Consider the following 16,045-nt stretch of genomic DNA (forward strand, 5'->3'; position numbering starts at 1 on the left):
TCAGCATTATTACTGGGATTTTTAGCTTATTTATAATATAATCTAAGTATATTATAAGTTTTGACTTTGAGTAAAGAGTCATTATTACTACTGGAGGACCTATCAAATGGAAGATTGTATTTTTTGCAAAATTATCGCTGGTGAAATTCCTAGCACCAAAATTTATGAAGATGATGATGTTCTTGCCTTCCTTGATATCACTCAAACAACTAAAGGGCATACATTAGTGGTTCCCAAAAAACATTATCGTAACATTCTTTCAATGACAGGCGAACAATCAGCTGAACTTTTCAGCAAAGTCCCTTTTATTGCCAACAAAATTGTTAATAATCTTCATGCTAAAGGGATGAATATTTTACAAAATAATGAAGAAATCGCTGGTCAAACTGTTTTCCATACTCATATTCACCTTATTCCTCGTTTTGATGAAAATGATGGTTTCGTTGGAAAATTCACTGCTCATGATTATGATTTAGCTGAAATTGCTAAAGAAATCAATGGCCAATAAAAGGACATTACTATGATTGAATTATTTAAAGACTTAAAAAATATCATTGGCGAGTTGTCAGAAGAAGTCAACACGATGAAAGTAAATGTGGAACGCGTTCAAGAAGAAGGTATCAAAGCAGAAAAAGTTGGAAAAGATATTCAAAAAAAAGTAGATGAATTTCAAATTTCCATCCAACCTAGAGTTGAAAAAATTAATGAACTTGTTAATCAAATAAATAAAAGGGTTGAATAATTTCAACCCTTTTATTTTTTTGATTTTTCTTGATGTTTATAAAACTGTCTCCCCCAGAAAATCCCCAATAATTGGGACAAGACAAAACTAACAACTATGACCAGCATTTTTTCGACATCATGATGTTGAATGTAAGTAAAGGTATGTTGTGAAAAATATAGAATACTTATGAATATAATATTAATAATATTCATTCCAATAATTCGCCAATGTCTTCCTTTGGTACTTTCCCAAAAACTGATAAAAAGAATGAGAATGGTAACGACCTCTAATCCAATCAGCGTCAGGTTTAGAACTTGAAAAAGATAGGCAATTGCAAAGATAATTGTTGTATAAGCCCATAGAAATAATAGCATACCTCATTCTAGCATGTTTTTTTATATTCTACAATAAATAAAAAGAGAGAAAAATATTTTTCTCTTTTTTTATTGTTATTAGAATGATGCAGAATCAACTTTAACACCAGGACCCATTGTAGTTGTAACAGAAAGGTTTGTGATGTAAGCTCCCTTAGATGCAGCAGGTTTAGCAGCTGCAATTACAGAGTTCAAAGCTTTAAAGTTTTCAACAAGTTTTTCTGTATCGAATGAAACTTTACCGATTGGAACATGAACGTTACCAGCTTTGTCAGCACGGTAGTTAACTTTACCAGCTTTTGATTCTTCAACTGCTTTAGTTACATCCATAGTAACTGTACCAGTTTTAGGGTTTGGCATCAAGTTACGTGGTCCGAGGACACGTCCAAGACGTCCAACAACAGCCATCATATCAGGTGTTGCGATAACAACGTCGAAGTCCAACCATCCACCGTTGATTTTAGCAACGAGTTCATCAGAACCAACGAAGTCTGCACCAGCTGCTGTAGCTTCTTCAGCTTTCGCACCTTTAGCGAAAACGAGAACACGAGCAGTTTTACCAGTACCGTTTGGCAATACCATTGCTCCACGGATTTGTTGGTCAGATTTTTTAACATCGATGTTAAGGTTGTAAGCAACTTCTACAGTTGCATCAAATTTTGCAAATGAAGTTTCTTTTGCAAGTGCTACAGCTTCTTCTACGCTGTATAATTTAGTTGCGTCGATTTTTTCAATCGCTGCGCGCAATGCTTTACTTTTTTTAGCCATTTCTATTTTCTCCTTGTGGTAATATCGGTTGTCTGTCTTCCTTGTTGCGTCTGAAAATTCGCTCTGCTGCGCTCAAAGGAAAATATTCCCTCCAAACACGGTCTTTATACTAAACGTCGGAAGCTATTTTCTCGCTCCGCGCCGCTCAGATGAACTAATAGTTCTTTTATAACAACAAGAGTAACAGCCTTCCACTAAATGTGTGGATTGCATGTGTGACTTTTTCTGAATTTACAAAATGTAAATCTCGAAAATTTAGTCGAAGTACGAGGCGACAGGTTCCGAAGCCTACCTAAGTAGGTGAGGGTTCTGTCAACGAAGTAATTCGTCTAAATTTTTAGTCAGTAACAGTGAATCCCATAGATTTTGCAGTACCTTCAATCATTGACATTGCAGTTTCAACTGATGACGCGTTAAGGTCAGGCATTTTGAGTTCTGCAATTTCTTTGATTTGTGCTTTTGTAACTGAAGCAACTTTTGTTTTGTTAGGTTCACCAGAACCTTTTTGAACGCCTGCTGCTTTTTTCAAAAGAACTGCTGCTGGAGGAGTTTTTGTGATGAATGTAAATGATTTGTCATCATAAACTGAGATAACAACTGGGATGATCATACCAGCTTGGTCAGCTGTACGAGCGTTGAATTCTTTTGTGAATCCCATGATGTTAACACCTGCTTGACCCAAAGCTGGTCCAACTGGTGGAGCTGGTGTTGCTTTACCGGCAGGGATTTGTAATTTAACGAGTTTTTCTACTTGTTTAGCCACGATAAATTCTCCTTATATTTTGTTTTCGTGATGTGGTATGATGCTGTATTTTACAGCTTCCACGCCTTGCATGTGAAAATTCACATACCTGAGTATTCTATCAAAAAAAAGGACTGATGTCAACTTTTCTTTGTTTACGAAAGGTTAATTTTCTTGATGGCTATCAATTTTTTTAAGTTACAAGTAATCTATAATAGAACTATCAAACCAAGAAAGGTTAATTCATGAAACTTCAAGCTTTACTAAAAAAATATAGTAATCAATTAACTGGTCTTTCAGCCTTATTAATTTTAATCGCTTATAGTGGAAAATATCTTTTGAATTCTTATTTTCTTTGGGCCTTTGCACTCTTATTAGCTACATTTATTGGTCTTGTCCCAATTGCTTTTCAAGCAGTCCAAGCACTTAAATTCAAACAAGTTTCAATTGAATTATTGGTATCAATTGCTGTTATTGCTGCTCTTTTTATTCAAGAGTATGAGGAGTCAGCAATTGTTACTTTTCTTTTCGCATTCGGAGCTTTTTTGGAAAAGAAAACTTTAGAAAAAACACGTTCTTCCATTAAATCTTTGACAGAAATTACTCCCTCGACCGCTCTTCGGATTTCTGGAGAAGTCATTGATATTGATGATGTCAAGATTAATGACGAATTATTAGTAAAAACTGGCGCTCAAATTCCTGTAGATGGCTCTATTTATGAGGGGGCTGGTTTTGTCAATGAATCAAGTATTAGTGGGGAGTCCGCTGAAATAAAAAAAGGAGTCGGAGATAAGGTTTTTGCTGGAACACTTCTTGAAAATGGAAGTCTTTTGATTCAAGCTGAAAAGGTAGGAGAGGATACCACCTTTGGTAAAATTATTGAATTAGTGGAAGAAGCTCAAGATACAAAATCCTCTGCTGAAAAATTTATTGACCGTTTCGCAAAATATTATACTCCTAGTGTTTTAGTTCTCTCTTTTTTAATTTTCATTGTCAGTCAAGATATCAAGTTGGCAATTACTTTATTAGTTTTAGGTTGTCCGGGTGCCCTTGTCATTGGACCTCCTGTCAGTAATGTCGCAGGGATAGGGAATGGAGCCAAAAAGGGAATTTTAATTAAAGGTGGAAATATCATGACTAATTTTAGTCAGACTGACCTGCTTCTTTTTGACAAAACGGGAACACTTACCAAAGGAAAGACTCAGGTCTCCATTACTAAAAATTATGGCGCTTCTACCGAACTTATCAACCAGGTCGCTATGCTTGAAAGTCAATCAGATCATCCTTTAGCTAAAGCAATCATTGATGAAATCGGTGAATTTACTAAAGTACCTCTTCAAAATATCGAAGTCATAAAAGGACAGGGGATTTCTGCTGACCATTTATTGATTGGAAACGAAAAACTCCTTGAGAATCATCAAATTTTTTTAAACGCTCAACAAAAAAATGATTTAATGAAACTTCAAAAACATGGACTTTCAACAGTATTAATTGCTGATGATAAGGTGCGTTTACTTTATGGAATTACTGACGAAATCCGACCAAATGTAAAAGAAACATTGACCAGACTCAAAAAACAAGGGATTAAAGAGCTGATAATGCTGACAGGCGACAATGAAAGTACCGCTCAATCAATTGCACAACAAGTGGGAATCAGTCAGGTTTACGCTAATCTCCTACCTGAAGACAAGGCAAAAATCATGCAAGACTATAAACTAGCTGGTAAAAAAGTGGCATTTATAGGCGACGGTATTAATGATAGCCCTAGTATTGCCCTTGCCGATGTGGGAATCGCAATGTCATCTGGGACTGACATCGCCATTGAAACTTCGGATATTGTCCTTATGAGTTCTAATTTTGATAACCTTTCTTATGCTCATTCCCTTGCAAAAAGTACAAGGAAAAATATGAGACAAAATATTTTAATTGCTCTCTTTGTTGTAATCTTTCTTCTTTCCGGATTAATCTTGGGGAATAGTTCAGGATTTATTGGACAATATGTCAATATGGCGACTGGAATGTTTGTCCATGAAGCAAGTATTTTATTGGTTATTCTCAACGCAATGCGTTTAATTCCTCATAAAAAAATACTATCCAAAAATTTCACTGTCGCAAATGACTAAAAATAAGGTTATAATTAAAGAAAATCTTTCAGGAAAAATATCTACTCAAATAAGGAGAATAAAATGACTTTAGATAATCATCATTGCGTCCAATTAGTTCCACTCTTTGAAAAACTTGCTGAACAAGATTTAACTAAGGTCGAAAAAATTGTTGAACACAAAAAAATTAAAAAAGGTGAAATTATTATTAGCCCTGACAAAGAACCTTTATTAGTCATTGTAGCTCAAGGTGCACTTAAAATTTCACAACTTTCACAAAGTGGTAAAGAGCAACTTTTAAGAATCATCGAAGCAGGTGATTATGAAGGCGAAGGAGCCTTACTTGGCGTGACCAACGGACAACTTTATGGTCAGGCCATGATTGATTCTACGATTTGTTTCTTGCGTCAATCTGATTTTGAGACATTATTAACGACTTATCCTAGTCTTTCATTACAACTTTTAAAACTTAATGCTAAAAAATATCTAGCTGCTGAGCACCAAGCAGGATTTTTGGCACTAGATGATGTTGAAGCACGTCTTGCACATTACTTTTTGAATCTATCTGCCACTTCTGATAGCATTTATTTTGAAATTCCAATGAAACTCAAGGAGCTTGCCAATTATATCGGAACCAGTCCAGAAACAATTTCACGTAAAATCAAGGTTTTTGAAGAAAATAAAATTATTAGCCGTCAAGGACGAATGATTAAACTTTTGGATAAGGAGAAATTAGAAGATGATTTTGCTTAAAAATTTTACAAAAAAAAATAGAGTGAGTCAACCCTATTTTTTTAGAAAATATTTCCAAATTACTTTAATTTAAGCTTCTAAATAACTTTCCCAAATATTATCAAACAGGGTAAGATTAAAGTAAAATGGGGCTTGGGTTTCTAAATAAGTCGAAATTTCATCGAAATCTTTAGACTGTTTTGGAAAAAGCGGGTCTTGAAAAACTAAATTTGCAAGACGAGTTGCATCATCTTTTTCTACTGGTGCACGATGGCGCATAAGGTAATTATAAAAAGTCATTTTCTCTTTCTATTATCATTAAGTCGGAAAATTAATTATTTTTTCCATTGTTTTTCCAAAAAATCATGACGAATTTTACTTGATTGGGCATAATCTTCTGGATTTTTTTTGTAAAATCCTTGATGGTAGTCTTCTGCTGGCCAGAATTTTTGAACGGTTTCAATACTTGTCACAATAGGTGAATCAAAATTTCCGCTGGCTTGCAATTGCGCTTTGCTTTCTTTGGCAATTTTTTCTTGTTCTTCGTTTTCAACAAAAATGACTGGACGATAGTTATCCCCACGGTCTTCAAATTGACCAAAAGCATCTGTTGGGTCCGTGAGTGTCCAATAAAGTTCAACAAGACTTTGATAGGTAATTTTACTATTATCAAAAATAATTTCTACTGCTTCTGTATGACCAGTCAAGTGTTTTTTTACTTGTTCATAAGTTGGATTTTCAACATTTCCACCTGTATAGCCACTTATCACAGATAAAATCCCTTCTCGTTCTTCAAAAGGTTGAACCATACACCAAAAACATCCACCTGCAAATATTGCTCTTTCTGTTGCCATTATTTCTCCTTCACTTTGTTTGTCTTGTGAAATATTATAGCATAGCTCAAAAAAAAGTAGCCAATTAAGCTACTTTTTTACTGACAGAAATTTTTATAAGTCATAAGACTGACAGAATTTACTGACAAATGCTTTTAAATTAAGCTTAGTATTTCTAAAGAAGCTGTCAGTAAATTATTCTCCGATTAATTCTGTTCCCTCTGGACTTTGTTTGATTTTTTTAGCTTTCATCAAACCACCAAGCGCTTTTTTGAATTGTCCTTTTGAGATTCCAAAAGTTGCTTTTATTTCATCTGGATTTGATTTGTCATTAAATGCCATTTTCCCGCCCATTGATTGAAGATAAGCTAAAATCATTTGGCTATCAGCATCAAGCATTTCATAAGCACGTGGTTTTGCTGACAGATTTAGACTACGGTCTTCTTTTCTAAAACCAATAACACGAACTTGAAGTTCTTGACCGACACGTGGAACTGAGAAACGTTCATTTGGATGAATAAATCCTAGCATATTGTTGTCAGGCAAATAAACAAATGTTCCTGATTCTTTATTTCGATAAACAATTGCTCGTAAATCTTGGTTTTGCATGTTGTCATAACCAGGACCTGCAAGATTCCAGAAATCTTCATGCCATGCTAAATGACCCCAAATTCGCTCTTTTCTGTCAATAATTAATTTCACATAAAGTTGGTCACCAACTTTTGGCCATTGGTCTTTTTCGAGTGGCAAATCATCAAGAGAGACGACCACATCTTTTCCTGGTAAACCTGTGTCAACAAAGGCACCAAGGTCCTTACGTACAGCTGTTACCGTTCCCCAACCATAATGCTCATTTGTTGCTTTTTGTTCCAAAGTCGTCAAACGACGATGGTCATCTTTATCCGCATAAACAAAACCAGTTACCACATCGCCAACTGTATGTTCACCTTCTGTTTTATCTAAACGTAATAAATCTTCTCCCTTTTGGAGAAAATAGAAACGTTCACTTTCTTCCACGATTATCGCGGAGATTGTTTGTCCAATAATACTCATTTGTACCTCTTTATAAAATGTGATTGAGAGACTATTTGTCTCTGTTTAATTGATATTTCCTTCGTAAATCCGTGATTTTTCACCCCAAGGATGATAGCCGTCAGCTAGATAATGAAAATCAAAGTGCTCATAGAAATCAGCAAAATCCGTTGCAAGATAAAGTTTATCAATATCAAAAGTTCTGCAATCTTCTTTTACTGCTTCAATCAACAGACCAGCAAGACCTTGATTTCGAAATTTTTCTTCAACATAAAGTGTACAAAGCCAAGGGTATAAGTCCATTCGACTAATAAAATCATTGTTAATCAGTCCACAACCCGCAATAATTTTTCCTTCATCAACAATCAGATACCACTGAGGAATCTTTTTGTTACTCTCTAAACTATGCTTCAAACAGTCATCATATACAGGGTTACTGTCCGTATTTCCCCATTTTTCCTGAAAAAATCGAATTGTTTCTTTGAGATAAGACGGTTGCTCTCTAAGTTTGATTAGTTCTCTCAAATTTATCCATCCTGACAGATTTTTGATGTAAAAACGGCTCAATGGAGCCGTTAATGCTTTTACAGATTACTTTATTTGTTAGATTGTTCTACTTAGATATCCAACAATTCTTTTTCTTTAATTGATGCAAGACGGTCTGCTTCTTTAACCGCGTCATCAGTCACTTTTTGAATGTTGTTTTCAAGATCTTTAAGATCATCTTCAGTGATTTCTTTTGCTTTTTCTGATTTCTTAGCAGTGTCCATTGCATCACGACGGATATTACGGATTGCTACTTTTGCTGATTCAATATATTTACCCATTTCTTTGACAAGTTCGCGACGGCGTTCTTCTGTCAACATTGGGATAACTAAACGAATCACAGAACCATCATTTGCTGGTGTAATCCCAAGATCTGATTCATACAATGCTTTTTCAATATCTTTCAAGATTGATTTATCAAAAGGAGTAACCATTAATACTCGTGCTTCTGGAATTGTGATGGACGCTAATTGATTGAGTGGTGTTGGTGCGCCGTAGTAAACAACTTGAACACGGTCAAGAAGACTTGCGTTGGCACGACCAGCTCGGATATGTCCTAAATCACGTTGTAAACTTCCTAATGATTGTTTCATCCGGTCTTGAGCTGTTGTAACAATTTCGTTTGCCATTTTATTTCCTTTTTCTACTTTTAATTCTTCTATTTATTTTACTGACAGAAATTTTGTCAGAGATAAGTGTTAGTATTTTAATGATTACAGTTATGCTAATATTTCCATCATAGGATAGTCGTTGACGCTTCAGCGTTTACGAATATGCTAGTATTTCCATCAGTAATTTTTTAATGAATAAATTTACTGACAGCTTTTTTTGTAAGTAAATCTTATTCGACCGTTGTTCCGATTTCTTCACCACGAACGACACGTGTAATATTTCCAGCTTCATTCATGTTGAAAACAACAAGTGGAATATGATTATCCATTGACATTGTTGAAGCCGTACTGTCCATTACTTGCAAGCCTTTGGTAATAACATCCATATGTGTCAAATGTTCAAATTTAATAGCATCAGCAACTAATTTAGGGTCAGCATTATAAACACCATCAACACCATTTTTAGCCATTAAAATGACATCAGCATTAATTTCCGCAGCACGTAATGCAGAAGTTGTATCAGTTGAGAAGTAAGGCGAACCAGTTCCCCCAGCAAAAATGACAACACGTCCCTTTTCTAAATGGCGTTCAGCACGACGACGAATATAAGGTTCAGCAACAGCTTTCATCTCAATGGCTGTCATCACTCGTGTGTCAACCCCAATATTTTCAAGAGCACTTTGAATGAACAACCCATTTTGAATTGTTGCAAGCATTCCCATGTAATCTGCCTGAGCACGTTCCATTCCGGCTTTCTCACCAGTAACTCCACGCCAAACATTACCACCACCGCAAACAATCGCAAGTTCTGCGCCCAAATCATGGACTTCTTTGAGTTCTTCAGCGACAGCTTTTGCTGTTTCAGGGTCAAATCCGAAACCTTTTTCGCCTGAGAGGGCCTCTCCCGAAAGTTTTAACAGTACGCGTTTATATTTAATTTCAGCCATATTGCACCTATTCTATTATATTTTCTCTATTTTACCATAAAATGCTCACGAAAAAAAGACTAATCAAAGCCTTTTTAGAAACTATCATGATGTCAATAAACCCAGATGTCCCAACAACTGAATAAGTAAATAAATCACAAAAAGAATCCCCGCAATCCAAAAGATTAAATTAAGACTTTTAAAACCTTGCCAAATTGGGTGCTTGATTTCTTCTAACTCTTTCAATTTTTCCGGGTCCAGACTGTCAACATGTTTAAGACTGTGTTTCCAAAGAATTTCAGCAGGAATCACCGATTTATTAAGTAACAAATCTCCATTAGGTTCAATCTTAATCTCATTTCCAATCCATGAAACCATTCCCCCAAGAAACAAATTTGCGCCATATGTCTTTTTTAACTTACTCACATCAAAAGGATTCATCAGCAAATCAATTTGCTCATGAACAGGATAATATCGAACTTGTCCATTATCAAATTCTAAACGTAAACTCACTCCTGGCAACATTTCAGCTTTTGTAACTTTTGGTAAATCCTCCATAACCTTCCCTCCATTTACTCTAATTATAGCGCTTTCTTTTATAGAAGACAAACCATTTGTCAAAACTTTACTGACAGCTTTTTCATAAGTAAAAAAATTTACTGACAAATTTCTGTCAGTAAATTTTATCTAATTATTTAGCAGCTTCAACATCACGAGCAATAACCAATTCTTCGTTTGTTGGCACAACAAGTACTTTCACTTTAGACTCTGGTTTAGAAATGATACCAAATGCTCCACGAACATTTTTACTTTCATCAATTTCCATGCCAAACCAAGAAAGTCCATTAACTACATCAGTCCGAACAGCTGTATCATTTTCACCAACACCAGCCGTGAAAATAAGAGCATCAGCCCCATTTAATACTCCAAAATATTGGGCAATAAATTTCTTGAGACGGTCAACATACATTTCATAAGCAAGAATCGCTTTAGGATTTCCTTTAGCCACAGCTTCTGAAAGATCACGCATATCACTTGAGAGTTCTGACACCCCAAGGACTCCAGATTCTTTATTGAGAATGTCAATCACATCTTGAGCATTTCTAAGGCTTGGGTCGCTCTCTAACATATAAGGAATGACTGAGGCGTCCATTTCACCTGCACGTGTTCCCATCATTACACCAGCAAGTGGTGTAAATCCCATTGAAGTATCAACAGATTTTCCAGCTTCAATTGCTGTAATTGAAGCTCCATTTCCGATATGAGCCGTAATTAGCTTCAAATCTTCCAATGGTTTTCCTAAAACTTTTGCCGCTTCTTGGGCGACATACATGTGTGACGTTCCATGTGCTCCATATTTTCTGATTGAATAATCTTCATAATATTTTGTTGGAATAGGATAACGATAAGCCTTTTCTGGCAAAGTACTGTGAAAAGCAGTGTCGAAAACAGCAACTGCAAGTGCATCTGGTAATAAACGTTGAAAAGCTTCAATCCCTAAAACATTAGCAGGATTATGCAAAGGAGCCAAAGTTGAAAGATTTTTAATCTCAGCCAAAACCTCAGGACTAATAACCGTAGAAGTTTTGAAAAATTCCCCACCTGCAACAACACGATGGCCAATTCCTGTGATTTGGCGGAATTCATGAATTAATTTAAAGTGAATTAATTCATCCATTAATAACAAAACAGCTTGACGATGGTCAACAATTTCTTGTTTTCTAACGTGTTCTTCATTGTTAAATTTAGTTGTTGAGATTGAGCCAGACAAACCAATACGTTCAAAAATTCCTTTAGCAATCACGGTTTCTTCCGGCATTTCGTAAAGTTGCCATTTTAATGACGAGGAGCCTGCATTGACAGCGAGCGTTTTTTCCATACTTACTCTCCTTAATGTATGCGTTTTATTCTTAAAATTATATCATATTTTATGTCTGATTTCATTTCTCCTCCCTCAAGGATTCCCAGAACTTATCATTTTATGTCATTTTAAAAATAAAAAAGATTTTGTTTTAGAACAAAATCTTTTAATTAATTATTTTTTAAGTGCTTCAACATCACGAGCAATTACAAGCTCTTCGTCAGTTGGAATCACAAAAACTTTTACGCGTGAATGAGGTGTTGAAATTTCTCCCTCGACGCCAAAGACATTTTTCTCAGGGTCAACTTCAATTCCAAACCAAGTCAATCCAGAAAGAATTGCTTCACGAACAGGAACCGAATTTTCACCAATACCAGCGGTGAAGACAAGAGCATCAGCCCCATTCAAAACGGCCAAATATTGACCAATAAATTTTTGAATTCGGTCAACATACATCTCAAATGCAAGTTTTGCATCAGTATCTGTATCTTTAGCAGCAATGATATCACGCATATCTGATGAAATACCAGATACACCATAGAGACCAGATTCTTTGTTCATCATATCAACAACACCTTGAGCATCTTTTAACTCAGAGTCATTTTCAATAAGGTATGGAAAAACAGAAGGGTCCATTTCACCTGTACGTGTTCCCATCATTACTCCAGCAAGTGGTGTGAATCCCATCGAAGTATCAATTGATTTCCCACCTTTTACTGCTGTCAGTGATGCGCCATTCCCGATATGAGCAGTGATAATTTTAGTTTCTTCAATTGGTTTTCCAAGTAATTTTGCAGCTTCTTGTGAAACATACATGTGTGAAGTTCCATGAGCCCCATATTTACGGACAGCATAATCTGTATAATATTTTTTAGGCAATGGATAACGGAATACTTTTTCAGGCATCGTTGTATGGAAAGCTGTATCAAAAACTACTACTGAAGTTGCATCAGGCAGTAAGTTCAAAAAAGCTTCAATTCCTGCAGCATTTGCTGGATTATGCAAAGGAGCAAGAGCTGACAAATCTTTAACTTGTTGCAAAACTTCTGGTGTAACAACTGTTGATTTTTGGAAAATTTCACCTCCAGCAACCACACGATGTCCTACACCTGTAATTTCAGCAAATTCCTCTACTATTTTCAATCGTTTTAAATCTTCAAGTAAAACTTCTACTGCTTCTGTATGATTTGGAATGTCAAAAACGCGTTCTTCTTTTTGCTCACCAAATTTGACGGTCACAATCGAATCTTTCAAACCAATTCGTTCGATTAATCCCTTGGCAAGAACTTTTTCTTCTGGCATTTCATACATTTGCCATTTCATAGATGATGAACCAGCGTTAACTGCTAATGTTTTGGTCATGTTTAATAAACCTTCCTTGAATTTGAAATACGGTTAAATTATAACACAATTACAATTCCTTTTGTGTTTTTCGGTCATGATTCACGAGCTTAATTCAAGATGTAGTTTTTAAAATAAAAACCTTTTCAAATTCAATTATTTTCATACACTTTAACCAAAAAAATTACTGACAGAATCTGTCAGTAATTTCAATCTTATAATTTTACAATTTTTGTAAATTCTTCCATAAAGACTTCTAAACTTTCTCTGTCTGTCAGTGAAGACAAAGGGTGAGCAAAAGTTGCATGTGCAGCCGGCCCCTTTTTCAAAACATAAATCGCCTTAGCATCAGCATTAAAAAGTGATTTTGGTAAAGTGATGACAGCCATCACACTTCCATGTTTACTAATCCACTCCTTTAATAGTGGTCCTTGAGGACTTGTCAGTAAATCTTCTGGAGCTAGGAAAATGGCAAAAGAACCCTCTTTTAAATAATTAAATGATTGCTCAATCAAAAGATGATGAGCAAAAGTATGTCCGTCAGTAGTCGCAACTTCAAAATTCTTTGCAACTTCATCATCCGGATAAAAACCAATTGGTAAATCACTGACAACAACGTCTGCAGGTTCCATCAAACGCTTTTGTACTGCATCAATTTGCATGAACTCAGCCTGACTCCCCATAATTTCAGCCATTGAAGCAGACAAATCTAAAAGTAAATCATCAACTTCAAAGCCTACATAATCAACCTTTTTATTAAGATTAACCAAAAGCGTTTCAGCAAGATTACCCATACCAGACCCAAATTCAATTAAACGAAGTTCAGAATTTTTATTAAGATGTTCAATAATGAAATTAAAAATTAAGCCAATTGCATCTGGAGTCATTGCATGATTGGGCTGAAGTGGTGCGACTTGTGACCCTTTCAACAAAACAAATTGAAAAAGTTTTTGCCACTCATTATTTGATAAATTTAACTGACGAAGTTTGTCATTATTTACTGACAATTCAACAATTCCTTGGTCAGTATCATCTAAAAGAGCAGCATTTTGTTCTACAAAAGCATCATAAAAATCTGTATCCAATTTCTCAGATAATAACATAATATTTGCAACAACTAGCTCAAAACCTTGAGCCACTTTTTCCATATCCATGTTTTTTCTCCATTTCTACAAAATCAAAATAAAACTGCCAAACTTTGACAGTTTTATTCATTGCTTGATTATTAATCAAGCAATCATTTATTTTTTTCTTTTTCGACTGTCCAACTTTTCCAATTCCATCCAAGCTCTGACCGTTACAACAAGCATCGCCACAATACCGATAATTTCTAAAAGTAATGACCGATGGCTTACCGCCTGGGCCACAGCAAAAGCAAGAACTAGAACTCCAACACCAGCAAAGAAGAAAATGTCCATACTCCGCCGAACATCTTTGGGCATCATGAAAATATACGCAAAGGCAACTAAAATCAACAAGATAATATAGAACATTTTTCTCCTTTCCAAGTTATGACAAGAACTAACGAAAAATTAATTTATTCATCATCAAACTTTCAATAATTGAAAATCAAGTTTCTCTATTTGATTAAACTTATTTTTTCTTCTTAGTTGATTTTTCACGCATTGCTTTATCCAAAATTTGTTTACGCAAGCGGATTGATTCTGGAGTTACTTCCAAGTAATCATCATCTCCAAGGAATTCCAAAGATTCTTCAAGTGAAAGAATTTTTGGTGTGTTCAAAACAGATGTAGAGTCTTTATTTGAAGAACGAACGTTTGTTTGTTGTTTCATTTTAGTGATATTTACAGTCAAATCATTATCACGACTGTGTTCACCAACAATCATCCCACCATAAACTTCAGTACCTGCATCAACAAAAAGTTGTCCACGTTCTTGAACGTAACCCATTGCGTAAGAAGTAACTTGACCTGAATCCATAGAAATCAAAGAACCACGGTGACGTCCACCGATTTCTCCCTTAACAGCTGGAAGATATTGGTCGAAAGTATGGTTCATGATTCCGTATCCACGAGTCATTGACATGAATTCTGTTGTGAATCCAATCAAACCACGTGCAGGAACAAGGAAAATCAAACGTGCTTGACCGTTACCAGTGATTTGCATATCAAGCATATCACCTTTACGTTCAGAGAGCGCTTGGATGATTGAACCTTGGTATTCTTCAGGAGTGTCGATTTGAACACGTTCAAATGGTTCGCAAGCAACACCATCAATTTCTTTGATGATAACTTCAGGACGTGAAACTTGAAGTTCATATCCTTCACGGCGCATTGTTTCAATAAGAATTGACAAGTGCAATTCACCACGACCAGAAACAACCCATTTATCAGGAGATTCAGTGTTTTCAACACGAAGTGAAACGTCAGTTTGCAATTCAGAAACCAAACGTTCTTCAACTTTACGTGATGTTACCCATTTTCCTTCGCGACCAGCGAAAGGTGAATTGTTAGCAAGGAAAGTCATTTGCAAAGTAGGTTCGTCAATGTGCAAGATTGGCAATGGTTCAACGTGGTCTGAAGGTGTAACAGTTTCCCCAACAAAGATATCTTCCATACCAGACAAAGCAATCAAATCACCAGCTTTTGCTTCTTGGATTTCTTGACGGTCAAGACCGAAGAAACCAAAAAGTTTAGTAACGCGGAAGTTTTTAGTTGAACCATCAAGTTTAGACAAAGTAACGCTGTCCCCAACTTTGATTGTTCCACGGAAAACACGTCCAATACCAATACGTCCAACATAGTCATTGTAGTCCAAAAGTGAAACTTGGAATTGTAAAGGTTCATCAGAGTTATCAACTGGGCCAGGGATATGGTCGATGATTGTATCAAAAATATTTGCCATTGTGTGTTCTTGATCAGCTGGATTATCAGACATTGATGAAGAACCATTGATTGCTGAAGCATAAACAACTGGGAAATCCAATTGTTCGTCATCAGCACCAAGTTCGATGAAAAGTTCAAGAACTTCATCAACAACTTCAGCTGGACGAGCAGATGGTTTGTCAATCTTATTAACAACAACGATTGGAGTCAAGTTTTGTTCCAAAGCTTTTTTCAAAACAAAACGTGTTTGAGGCATTGTTCCTTCATAAGCATCGACAACGAGGACAACCCCATCAACCATTTTCATAATACGTTCAACTTCTCCACCGAAGTCCGCGTGACCTGGTGTGTCCAAGATGTTGATACGAGTTCCGTTATATTCAACTGCTGTATTTTTGGCAAGGATAGTAATCCCACGTTCTTGCTCAAGTGCATTTGAGTCCATCGCACGTTCAGCTAATTCTTTACGAGCATCCAACGTTTGAGATTGTTTTAAGAGTTCGTCAACCAATGTAGTTTTACCATGGTCAACGTGGGCAATAATAGCGACGTTTCTAATATCTTCGCGTAATTTAGTCAATTTTATCATACCTTACTTTCGTATATA

At 35.8% G+C, this 16,045-nt stretch carries 19 protein-coding genes; 4 read left to right on the forward strand and 15 right to left on the reverse strand.

Annotated features, from left to right (window positions below; genetic code table 11):
• Positions 1–106: 106 nt before the first annotated feature.
• Together PYW37_RS11385 and PYW37_RS11390 are read left to right on the forward strand one after the other, a co-directional pair.
• On the forward strand, positions 107–508 hold the full coding sequence (locus PYW37_RS11385; RefSeq protein ID WP_004254651.1) for an HIT family protein: 402 nt from the start codon (positions 107–109) through the stop codon (positions 506–508).
• Between the two features lie 12 nt (positions 509–520).
• Positions 521–742: a hypothetical protein gene (locus PYW37_RS11390; protein WP_010906257.1), complete on the forward strand. Its 222-nt coding sequence runs from the start codon at positions 521–523 to the stop codon at positions 740–742.
• Between the two features lie 11 nt (positions 743–753).
• Here the strand turns inward: PYW37_RS11390 and PYW37_RS11395 are convergent, their stop codons facing one another.
• The 3 genes from PYW37_RS11395 to rplK form a co-directional block, all read right to left on the reverse strand.
• On the reverse strand, positions 754–1,098 hold the full coding sequence (locus PYW37_RS11395) for a hypothetical protein (RefSeq protein WP_004254648.1): 345 nt from the start codon (positions 1,096–1,098) through the stop codon (positions 754–756).
• 78 nt (positions 1,099–1,176) lie between these two features.
• Complete coding sequence (gene rplA / locus PYW37_RS11400; protein WP_004254644.1) at positions 1,177–1,866, reverse strand: 50S ribosomal protein L1; 690 nt, start codon at positions 1,864–1,866, stop codon at positions 1,177–1,179.
• A 337-nt stretch (positions 1,867–2,203) separates the two neighbouring features.
• Complete coding sequence (rplK, locus tag PYW37_RS11405; RefSeq protein ID WP_004254643.1) at positions 2,204–2,629, reverse strand: 50S ribosomal protein L11; 426 nt, start codon at positions 2,627–2,629, stop codon at positions 2,204–2,206.
• A 224-nt stretch (positions 2,630–2,853) separates the two neighbouring features.
• On the opposite strand from rplK, the gene PYW37_RS11410 reads away from it, so the two are divergent.
• Positions 2,854–4,731 carry a heavy metal translocating P-type ATPase gene (locus PYW37_RS11410; protein ID WP_023188640.1) on the forward strand — a complete coding sequence of 626 codons (1,878 nt, stop codon included), beginning with the start codon at positions 2,854–2,856 and terminating at the stop codon, positions 4,729–4,731.
• 63 nt (positions 4,732–4,794) lie between these two features.
• Entirely contained in the window at positions 4,795–5,463 is a 669-nt protein-coding gene (locus PYW37_RS11415) for a Crp/Fnr family transcriptional regulator (RefSeq protein WP_004254634.1), read from the forward strand.
• A gap of 69 nt (positions 5,464–5,532) precedes the next feature.
• Here PYW37_RS11415 and PYW37_RS11420 read toward each other — a convergent pair whose 3' ends face one another.
• The 12 genes from PYW37_RS11420 to typA form a co-directional block, all read right to left on the reverse strand.
• Positions 5,533–5,742 carry a YozE family protein gene (locus tag PYW37_RS11420; protein ID WP_010906259.1) on the reverse strand — a complete coding sequence of 70 codons (210 nt, stop codon included), beginning with the start codon at positions 5,740–5,742 and terminating at the stop codon, positions 5,533–5,535.
• 35 nt (positions 5,743–5,777) lie between these two features.
• Entirely contained in the window at positions 5,778–6,296 is a 519-nt protein-coding gene (msrA, locus tag PYW37_RS11425) for a peptide-methionine (S)-S-oxide reductase MsrA (protein WP_010906260.1), read from the reverse strand.
• A 174-nt stretch (positions 6,297–6,470) separates the two neighbouring features.
• A complete protein-coding gene (locus PYW37_RS11430) occupies positions 6,471–7,328 on the reverse strand; it encodes a CvfB family protein (RefSeq protein ID WP_012898515.1) in 858 nt (285 codons plus the stop codon).
• A gap of 45 nt (positions 7,329–7,373) precedes the next feature.
• Positions 7,374–7,832, reverse strand: a complete 459-nt coding sequence (locus PYW37_RS11435) for a GNAT family N-acetyltransferase (protein ID WP_025016830.1) — start codon at positions 7,830–7,832, stop codon at positions 7,374–7,376.
• Positions 7,833–7,924: 92 nt separating this feature from the next.
• Positions 7,925–8,482, reverse strand: coding sequence for a ribosome recycling factor (gene frr / locus PYW37_RS11440; protein ID WP_004254618.1), 558 nt, complete (start codon positions 8,480–8,482; stop codon positions 7,925–7,927).
• Positions 8,483–8,694: 212 nt separating this feature from the next.
• Positions 8,695–9,411, reverse strand: coding sequence for a UMP kinase (gene pyrH / locus PYW37_RS11445; protein WP_004254608.1), 717 nt, complete (start codon positions 9,409–9,411; stop codon positions 8,695–8,697).
• An 84-nt stretch (positions 9,412–9,495) separates the two neighbouring features.
• Complete coding sequence (locus PYW37_RS11450) at positions 9,496–9,948, reverse strand: hypothetical protein (RefSeq protein WP_023188637.1); 453 nt, start codon at positions 9,946–9,948, stop codon at positions 9,496–9,498.
• Between the two features lie 133 nt (positions 9,949–10,081).
• Positions 10,082–11,269, reverse strand: coding sequence for an acetate kinase (locus tag PYW37_RS11455; RefSeq protein ID WP_023188636.1), 1,188 nt, complete (start codon positions 11,267–11,269; stop codon positions 10,082–10,084).
• A 156-nt stretch (positions 11,270–11,425) separates the two neighbouring features.
• Entirely contained in the window at positions 11,426–12,613 is a 1,188-nt protein-coding gene (locus PYW37_RS11460; protein WP_025016831.1) for an acetate kinase, read from the reverse strand.
• Between the two features lie 194 nt (positions 12,614–12,807).
• Positions 12,808–13,746, reverse strand: a complete 939-nt coding sequence (locus PYW37_RS11465) for a class I SAM-dependent methyltransferase (RefSeq protein ID WP_023188634.1) — start codon at positions 13,744–13,746, stop codon at positions 12,808–12,810.
• 87 nt (positions 13,747–13,833) lie between these two features.
• Positions 13,834–14,085, reverse strand: a complete 252-nt coding sequence (locus PYW37_RS11470; protein ID WP_004254583.1) for a DUF3165 family protein — start codon at positions 14,083–14,085, stop codon at positions 13,834–13,836.
• Between the two features lie 100 nt (positions 14,086–14,185).
• Positions 14,186–16,018, reverse strand: a complete 1,833-nt coding sequence (gene typA, locus PYW37_RS11475) for a translational GTPase TypA (protein WP_025016832.1) — start codon at positions 16,016–16,018, stop codon at positions 14,186–14,188.
• Positions 16,019–16,045: the final 27 nt, after the last annotated feature.

This window comes from Lactococcus lactis (assembly GCF_029023865.1).
Lineage (GTDB): Bacteria > Bacillota > Bacilli > Lactobacillales > Streptococcaceae > Lactococcus > Lactococcus lactis.

Excerpts from the sequence above, each read along its gene's own strand:
- PYW37_RS11420 (WP_010906259.1), bottom strand. The coding sequence starts at position 5,742 with ATGACTTTTTATAATTACCTTATGCGCCATCGTGCACCAGTAGAAAAA.
- PYW37_RS11390 (WP_010906257.1), top strand. The coding sequence starts at position 521 with ATGATTGAATTATTTAAAGACTTAAAAAATATCATTGGCGAGTTGTCA.
- PYW37_RS11455 (WP_023188636.1), bottom strand. The coding sequence starts at position 11,269 with ATGGAAAAAACGCTCGCTGTCAATGCAGGCTCCTCGTCATTAAAATGG.
- PYW37_RS11450 (WP_023188637.1), bottom strand. The coding sequence starts at position 9,948 with ATGGAGGATTTACCAAAAGTTACAAAAGCTGAAATGTTGCCAGGAGTG.
- frr (WP_004254618.1), bottom strand. The coding sequence starts at position 8,482 with ATGGCAAACGAAATTGTTACAACAGCTCAAGACCGGATGAAACAATCA.
- PYW37_RS11430 (WP_012898515.1), bottom strand. The coding sequence starts at position 7,328 with ATGAGTATTATTGGACAAACAATCTCCGCGATAATCGTGGAAGAAAGT.
- pyrH (WP_004254608.1), bottom strand. The coding sequence starts at position 9,411 with ATGGCTGAAATTAAATATAAACGCGTACTGTTAAAACTTTCGGGAGAG.
- PYW37_RS11470 (WP_004254583.1), bottom strand. The coding sequence starts at position 14,085 with ATGTTCTATATTATCTTGTTGATTTTAGTTGCCTTTGCGTATATTTTC.
- PYW37_RS11415 (WP_004254634.1), top strand. The coding sequence starts at position 4,795 with ATGACTTTAGATAATCATCATTGCGTCCAATTAGTTCCACTCTTTGAA.
- msrA (WP_010906260.1), bottom strand. The coding sequence starts at position 6,296 with ATGGCAACAGAAAGAGCAATATTTGCAGGTGGATGTTTTTGGTGTATG.
- PYW37_RS11460 (WP_025016831.1), bottom strand. The coding sequence starts at position 12,613 with ATGACCAAAACATTAGCAGTTAACGCTGGTTCATCATCTATGAAATGG.
- PYW37_RS11465 (WP_023188634.1), bottom strand. The coding sequence starts at position 13,746 with ATGGATATGGAAAAAGTGGCTCAAGGTTTTGAGCTAGTTGTTGCAAAT.
- PYW37_RS11410 (WP_023188640.1), top strand. The coding sequence starts at position 2,854 with ATGAAACTTCAAGCTTTACTAAAAAAATATAGTAATCAATTAACTGGT.
- PYW37_RS11395 (WP_004254648.1), bottom strand. The coding sequence starts at position 1,098 with ATGCTATTATTTCTATGGGCTTATACAACAATTATCTTTGCAATTGCC.
- rplA (WP_004254644.1), bottom strand. The coding sequence starts at position 1,866 with ATGGCTAAAAAAAGTAAAGCATTGCGCGCAGCGATTGAAAAAATCGAC.
- PYW37_RS11385 (WP_004254651.1), top strand. The coding sequence starts at position 107 with ATGGAAGATTGTATTTTTTGCAAAATTATCGCTGGTGAAATTCCTAGC.